This is a genomic window from Pseudomonas sp. SWRI154 (assembly GCF_014268645.1).
GTDB classification, from domain to species: domain Bacteria; phylum Pseudomonadota; class Gammaproteobacteria; order Pseudomonadales; family Pseudomonadaceae; genus Aquipseudomonas; species Aquipseudomonas marvdashtae.
In genome coordinates this window covers 99749-106091 of the sequence record NZ_JABWQW010000021.1, presented here as the reverse complement: position 1 = coordinate 106091, position 6343 = coordinate 99749, and the positions used below count along the sequence as shown (strand labels likewise).

The following is a 6343-nucleotide window of genomic DNA, read 5'->3' as shown; positions in this document are numbered from 1 at the left end:
GAAACTCAAGGAGTTTTCCGTTTCGACTGCGCCGGAAGTGGGGCGAATTATAGACACCCAGGATTTGCCGTCAACCCTTTATTTCGCTTTTATTGCAGAAGGGACTTTCTTACCCAGCAAACGCGGGATCCGGCGCGTAACCGAAGGGAGCCTCAACACTAATAGCAAGGCTCCTATCAAGGCGTATATCGCCCACTCCTTGAGGTCCGCACGCACGATCCACAGCATATGCAGTAACCCAAGCCCTAGAATTGGATAAACCAGGCGATGCAATTTCTTCCAGCGGACACCCAGTCGCCGCTGGCTATAACGATTGGACGTGACCGCCAACACCAGCAAACCGAGGAACCCAAGCGCCCCAACGATGATGTAAGGCCGCTTACTCAGCTCGACTCCCAACTGCGACCAGTCGAAACCTAGTATGAACGCCGCGTATCCGCTCAAATGCAGCACAACATAAGCGAAGCACCACAACCCCAACTGGCGCCTGACCGCGATCCACCCCGCCCACCCCGTCAACTTTTGCAGTGGTGTCATGCTCAAGGTGATCAACAACAGGATCAGCGTCCCTAACCCGAGCCGATCCACCAGCACCTTGCCCGGGTCCGGCCCCAGCGAATTTACCAAAGCCTCGTAGAGCCAAAGCAACGGCCAGACTGCCGTCCCGAGGAAGACGCCGATCCGCCACGCAAGGAAACGCATCAGTAGTCCTTCCTCAAATCCATCCCCGCATATAAGGAAGCGACTTCATCCTGATAGCCGTTGAACATCAATGTATCGCGGACATTGGGACGGAGCAGCCCGCTCGGCAGGCGACGTTCGCGCGCCTGGGTCCAGCGCGGATGATCGACTGTTGGATTGACGTTGGCATAGAAGCCGTACTCGTCAGACGCAATGCTTTGCCACGTGGTCTTCGGCTGCTCGCTCACCAAACTGATGCGCACAATGGACTTCACGCTTTTGAAACCGTACTTCCATGGAACCACCAACCGCAGGGGCGCGCCGTTCTGGTTCGGCAACTCCCGCCCGTACATGCCAACCGCCAGGATAGCCAACGGGTTCATTGCCTCGTCCAATCGCAGGCCTTCTACGTATGGCCAGTCGATTAACGCGAAGCCTGAACGCTGCCCCGGCATGACCTTGGGGTCCTGCAAGGTTTCGAAGCGAATGTACTTGGCGCTGGATGTAGGCTCGACTTGCTTGAGCAATGCGGAGATTGGGAAGCCGACCCAAGGAATAACCATCGACCAGGCCTCGACACAGCGCAGTCGGTAAATCCGTTCCTCCAACTGATAAGGCTTCATGAAGTCTTCCAACCCATAGCGCCCCGGCTTGCTTACCTCACCGTCCACAACCACGCTCCAGGGCTCGGTTTGCAGCGATCCAGCGTTGGCCGCCGGATCACCCTTATCGGTCCCGAACTCATAGAAATTGTTGTAGTGGGTGGCATCCTTGAACGGCGTGATCGGTTCATCCTTGACCGTCACAGCGCCCCATTGGGTAGAAGTAAGTTTCTCGGCTAACCAGGACGGCGCCTTGCCGGGCTCGACATCGGCATAACGCGCCGCATCGGCAGCACTGGCCCACTGCGGCAAGCTGCTCACGGCGAGACCCGCCATGGTTGCACCGAGCATCTGGCGACGGGAAAGATAGATCGATTCAGGCGTGACGTCCGACTCGCGACAGTCGGACGACTTGGGGATCTTGATCAGCATGACGACTCCGCAGCGTTGGGGGCAGATGCACCAATAGACTGCGGAGTATGGGTGAAATTACATTAAGGCAACATTTAGCGTCGGCGAAGACGCAGCAAATATTGCACTGGGCCGGAAGCCGCATAGGCGAGGAATACCAACAACAAGATACGTGGTGGATCACTGAATACCACGGCAAAGACCAGCACCACAGCCAGGATCGCCACGAATGGCACGCGCCCCTTGAGATCGAGCTCCTTGAAGCTGTTGTACTTGATGTTGCTGACCATCAACATCCCCGCCGCCGCGACCAGCAAAGCCACCAGGAAGGACATTTTCGACCCCTGGATGCCAAAGTCGCTGAATGCCCAGACCACCCCCGCCACGACACCCGCCGCCGCCGGACTGGCAAGACCAATGAAGTAACGCTTGTCGGCAGTGCCAACCTGAGTGTTGAAACGCGCCAGGCGCAGTGCAGCACCGGCGACATAGATGAAGGCAACCATCCAGCCGACCTTGCCCATGTCGCCCAGGGCCCAACCAAACGCCAGCAAGGCCGGGGCAACACCGAACGCAACCATGTCGGATAGCGAATCGTATTCGGCGCCGAATGCGCTCTGGGTATTGGTCATGCGGGCTACGCGCCCGTCCAGGCCATCAAGCACCATGGCGACAAATATCGCGATGGCGGCAAAAGCGAAATAGCGACTCGCACCGGCGCTGTCGCCAGCGCTCAATGCAGCCTGGGCGCTCATGGAACTGATGATGGAATAGAAACCGGCGAACAGGTTCGCGGTGGTGAACAGGTTCGGCAGCAGATAGATGCCACGATGCCGGACCTTACGGCCTTCAGCGTCATGGCCTTCTTCGACATGCTCGTCGATAGGCAACAGGCTTTCGGCGTCAGGAGCCTGGTTCGGCTCGTCGGGACGTTCGCTCATGGACAATACCTTGCAACGGTGTGAAAAATTCGACAGATGTCTGGGACGACGGTTCGGCCGCAAACGATGCAGCTTTATACCAGAAGCCGATGCCCAAACGAAAAAACGCGGCCTGGGCCGCGTTTCTTCAATCAAGCTCGCGACTCAGTTCTTGGCTTTGTCGACGATCTTGTTGGCACCGATCCACGGCATCATGGAGCGCAGCTGCTCACCGATGATTTCGATACCGTGAGCGGCGTTGTTACGACGCTTGGCGGTCATCGAAGGATAGCCGGTAGCGCCTTCGCTGATGAACATCTTGGCGTATTCGCCGTCCTGAATACGTTTCAGGGCGTTGCGCATGGCCTGGCGGGATTCGGCGTTGATGACTTCCGGACCGGTCACGTACTCGCCGTATTCAGCGTTGTTGGAGATCGAGTAGTTCATGTTGGCGATACCGCCTTCGTACATGAGGTCAACGATCAGCTTCAGTTCGTGCAGGCACTCGAAGTAAGCCATTTCTGGCGCGTAGCCCGCTTCGACCAGGGTTTCGAAACCGGCCTTCACCAGCTCGACGGTACCGCCGCACAGAACGGCTTGCTCGCCGAACAGGTCGGTTTCAGTCTCGTCCTTGAAAGTGGTTTCGATGATGCCGGTACGACCGCCACCGACACCGGCAGCGTAGGACAGGGCTACGTTCTTGGCGTTGCCGGACGCGTCCTGGTAGATCGCGATCAGGTCAGGGATGCCGCCGCCCTTGACGAACTCGGAACGTACGGTGTGGCCCGGGGCCTTCGGCGCGATCATGATCACGTCGAGATCGGCACGTGGCACGACTTGGTTGTAGTGGATCGCGAAGCCGTGGGAGAAGGCCAGGGTGGCGCCCTTCTTGATGTTCGGCTCGATTTCATTCTTGTACAGCGCGGACTGGAACTCGTCCGGGGTCAGGATCATGACCAGATCGGCAGCGGCGACAGCGGAAGCCACGTCGGTGACTTTCAGGCCGTGGGCCTCGGCCTTGGCAACGGTGGCCGAGCCTTTACGCAGGCCCACGGTCACGTCAACGCCGGAGTCTTTCAGGTTGCACGCCTGGGCGTGACCCTGGGAGCCGTAGCCGATAATGGCGACTTTCTTGCCCTGGATGATCGACAGGTCGCAATCTTTATCGTAAAAAACTTTCATGAATTTCCCCTATATCCGGCCATTCAGGCCATTCGCTAATTTGGTTTAGATGCTCAGTACTTTGTCGCCACGGGCAATCCCGGTGACGCCACTGCGTACAGTTTCGAGAATCGAGGCAGTGCCGATCGATTGGATGAAGCTGTCGAGCTTGTCGCTGGTACCGGTCAACTGAACGGTATAGACGCTGGCGCTGACATCGACGATCTGCCCACGATAAATATCGGTAGTACGTTTGATCTCGGCGCGCTGGGCGCCGGTGGCCTTGACCTTGACCAGCATCAGCTCGCGCTCGATGTGAGCGCTTTCCGACAGGTCCACCAGCTTGACCACCTCGATCAGCTTGTTCAGGTTCTTGGTGATCTGCTCGATGACTTCATCGTGGCCCACGGTGGTCAGCGTCAGGCGCGACAGGGTCGGGTCTTCGGTTGGCGCCACGGTCAGGCTTTCGATGTTGTAGTTGCGCTGCGAGAACAGGCCTACAACACGAGACAGCGCACCCGGTTCGTTTTCCAGTAGCAAGGAAATAATGTGTCGCATGATTAGGTACGCTCCGTCTTGCTCAGCCACATATCACGCATGGAGCCGTCTTTGATCTGCATCGGGTAGACGTGCTCGCTGGTATCGACCTTGATGTCGAGGAATACCAGGCGATCCTTCATCGCGAATGCTTCTTCAAGCCCGGATTTCAAATCTTTCAGGTCGGTGATGCGGATGCCCACGTGGCCATAGGCCTCGACCAGCTTGACGAAGTCCGGCAGCGATTCCATGTAGGAATGCGAGTGACGACTGCCGTAGCTCATGTCCTGCCACTGGCGAACCATGCCCAGCACGCCGTTGTTCAGGTTGACGATCTTCACCGGCAAACCGTACTGCAGGCAGGTCGACAGCTCCTGGATGTTCATCTGGATACTGCCTTCACCGGTGACACAGGCGACATCATTATCCGGGAAGCTCAACTTGACGCCCATGGCCGCCGGGAAGCCGAAGCCCATGGTGCCCAGGCCGCCGGAGTTGATCCAACGGTTGGGTTTGTTGAACTTGTAGTACTGCGCCGCGAACATCTGGTGCTGCCCCACGTCGGAGGTCACGAAGGCATCGCCCTTGGTCACTTCGCACAGGGTCTCGATGACGGTTTGCGGCTTTATCACGCTGCCGTCGCCCTTGTCGTAAGGGAACAGGCCACGATCGCCACGCCACTCATCAACCTGCTTCCACCAGGCGGTCACGGACTCCTTGTTCGGAGCCTCGCCGATTTCCTTGAGGATGGCGACCATCTCGGTCAGCACGCTCTCGACCGGACCGACAATCGGCACGTCTGCCTTGATGGTCTTGGAGATCGACGCCGGGTCGATGTCGATGTGGATGATCTTGGCATTCGGGCAGAATTTCGCCGGGCCATTGATGACGCGGTCGTCGAAACGCGCGCCCACCGCCAGGATCACATCGGCATGGTGCATCGCCAGGTTGGCGGTGTAGCTGCCATGCATGCCGAGCATGCCGATGAACTGGCGGTCGGTGCCCGGGTAGGCGCCGAGGCCCATCAGCGTATTGGTGACCGGCAGGTTGAGCATCTTGGCCAACTCGGTCAGCGGCGCGGAGCCACCACCGAGGATGACACCACCACCGGAGTACAGCACAGGGCGCTTGGCCGCCAGCAGCATTTCGGCGGCCTTGCGAATTTGCCCCGAGTGACCACGTACCGCCGGGCTGTAGGAGCGCAGCTTGGCTTTTTTCGGGTAGATGTATTCAAACTTCTCGGCCGGGTTGGTCATGTCTTTTGGCACATCGACCACCACCGGGCCCGGACGACCGGACTCGGCCAGGTAGAACGCTTTCTTCATGACTTCCGGGATTTCCGACGCATGCTTGATCATGAAGCTGTGCTTCACGATCGGCCGGGAGATACCGATCATGTCGGTTTCCTGGAACGCGTCGGTACCCACCATGGTGCTAGGCACCTGGCCGGAAATGATCACCATGGGAATCGAGTCCATGTAGGCCGTGGCGATACCGGTGATGGCGTTCGTGGCGCCAGGGCCGGATGTCACCAGAACCACGCCGGCCTTGCCGGTGGCACGGGCATAGCCGTCAGCCATGTGGGTGGCCGCTTGCTCATGACGAACCAGGATGTGGGTCACTTCCGGTTCTTTGAACAGGGCATCGTAGACATGAAGAAGAGCACCACCGGGGTACCCGTAGATATATTTGACGCCTTCGTCACGCAAGAAGCGGACGAGCATCTCACCGCCAGATAAAAGCTCCACGTTGTTCACCTCTAAAACGCCAGAATACCGACCCACGAAAAGGGGACGGGTCTTAATAGGTTTACTTCTCGGCAGAGCATGAGCGACGGTGGTCGCCGACTACGTCAGCACTGACTGAGCAAGTATTGGGATCGTCCCAAGTGTTGCGGGCCTTTCCCACCCAGCGCGAGGTAACGCGTTGCGGGTGTAACAGGTCGGCGCGGATGTGCGCCTCATGATCTGCCGAGTGGGTCTGCTTCTGGCAGTCCCTCTACAGCGGACTTTGGATTCTTCTGTTTCGCCC

The 6343-nt window shown here is 58.3% G+C and carries 6 protein-coding genes; all 6 read right to left on the bottom strand.

Translation table 11 applies throughout. The features are described 5' to 3' along the window. Positions 1-78: 78 nt before the first annotated feature. Positions 79-702 carry a protein-methionine-sulfoxide reductase heme-binding subunit MsrQ gene (gene msrQ, locus HU806_RS18670; protein WP_186613155.1) on the bottom strand — a complete coding sequence of 208 codons (624 nt, stop codon included), beginning with the start codon at positions 700-702 and terminating at the stop codon, positions 79-81. Further along, complete coding sequence (msrP, locus tag HU806_RS18665) at positions 702-1715, bottom strand: protein-methionine-sulfoxide reductase catalytic subunit MsrP (protein WP_186613153.1); 1014 nt, start codon at positions 1713-1715, stop codon at positions 702-704. Before msrP ends, msrQ begins: the two co-directional genes overlap by 1 nt. Positions 1716-1789: 74 nt before the next feature. Next, positions 1790-2635, bottom strand: coding sequence for a CDP-diacylglycerol--serine O-phosphatidyltransferase (gene pssA / locus HU806_RS18660; RefSeq protein WP_186613151.1), 846 nt, complete (start codon positions 2633-2635; stop codon positions 1790-1792). Positions 2636-2779: 144 nt separating this feature from the next. After that, complete coding sequence (gene ilvC / locus HU806_RS18655; protein ID WP_003185459.1) at positions 2780-3796, bottom strand: ketol-acid reductoisomerase; 1017 nt, start codon at positions 3794-3796, stop codon at positions 2780-2782. 45 nt (positions 3797-3841) lie between these two features. Further along, complete coding sequence (gene ilvN / locus HU806_RS18650; RefSeq protein WP_003176102.1) at positions 3842-4333, bottom strand: acetolactate synthase small subunit; 492 nt, start codon at positions 4331-4333, stop codon at positions 3842-3844. A 2-nt stretch (positions 4334-4335) separates the two neighbouring features. Beyond that, a complete protein-coding gene (locus tag HU806_RS18645) occupies positions 4336-6060 on the bottom strand; it encodes an acetolactate synthase 3 large subunit (RefSeq protein WP_186613149.1) in 1725 nt (574 codons plus the stop codon). Between the last annotated feature and the right edge of the window lie 283 nt (positions 6061-6343).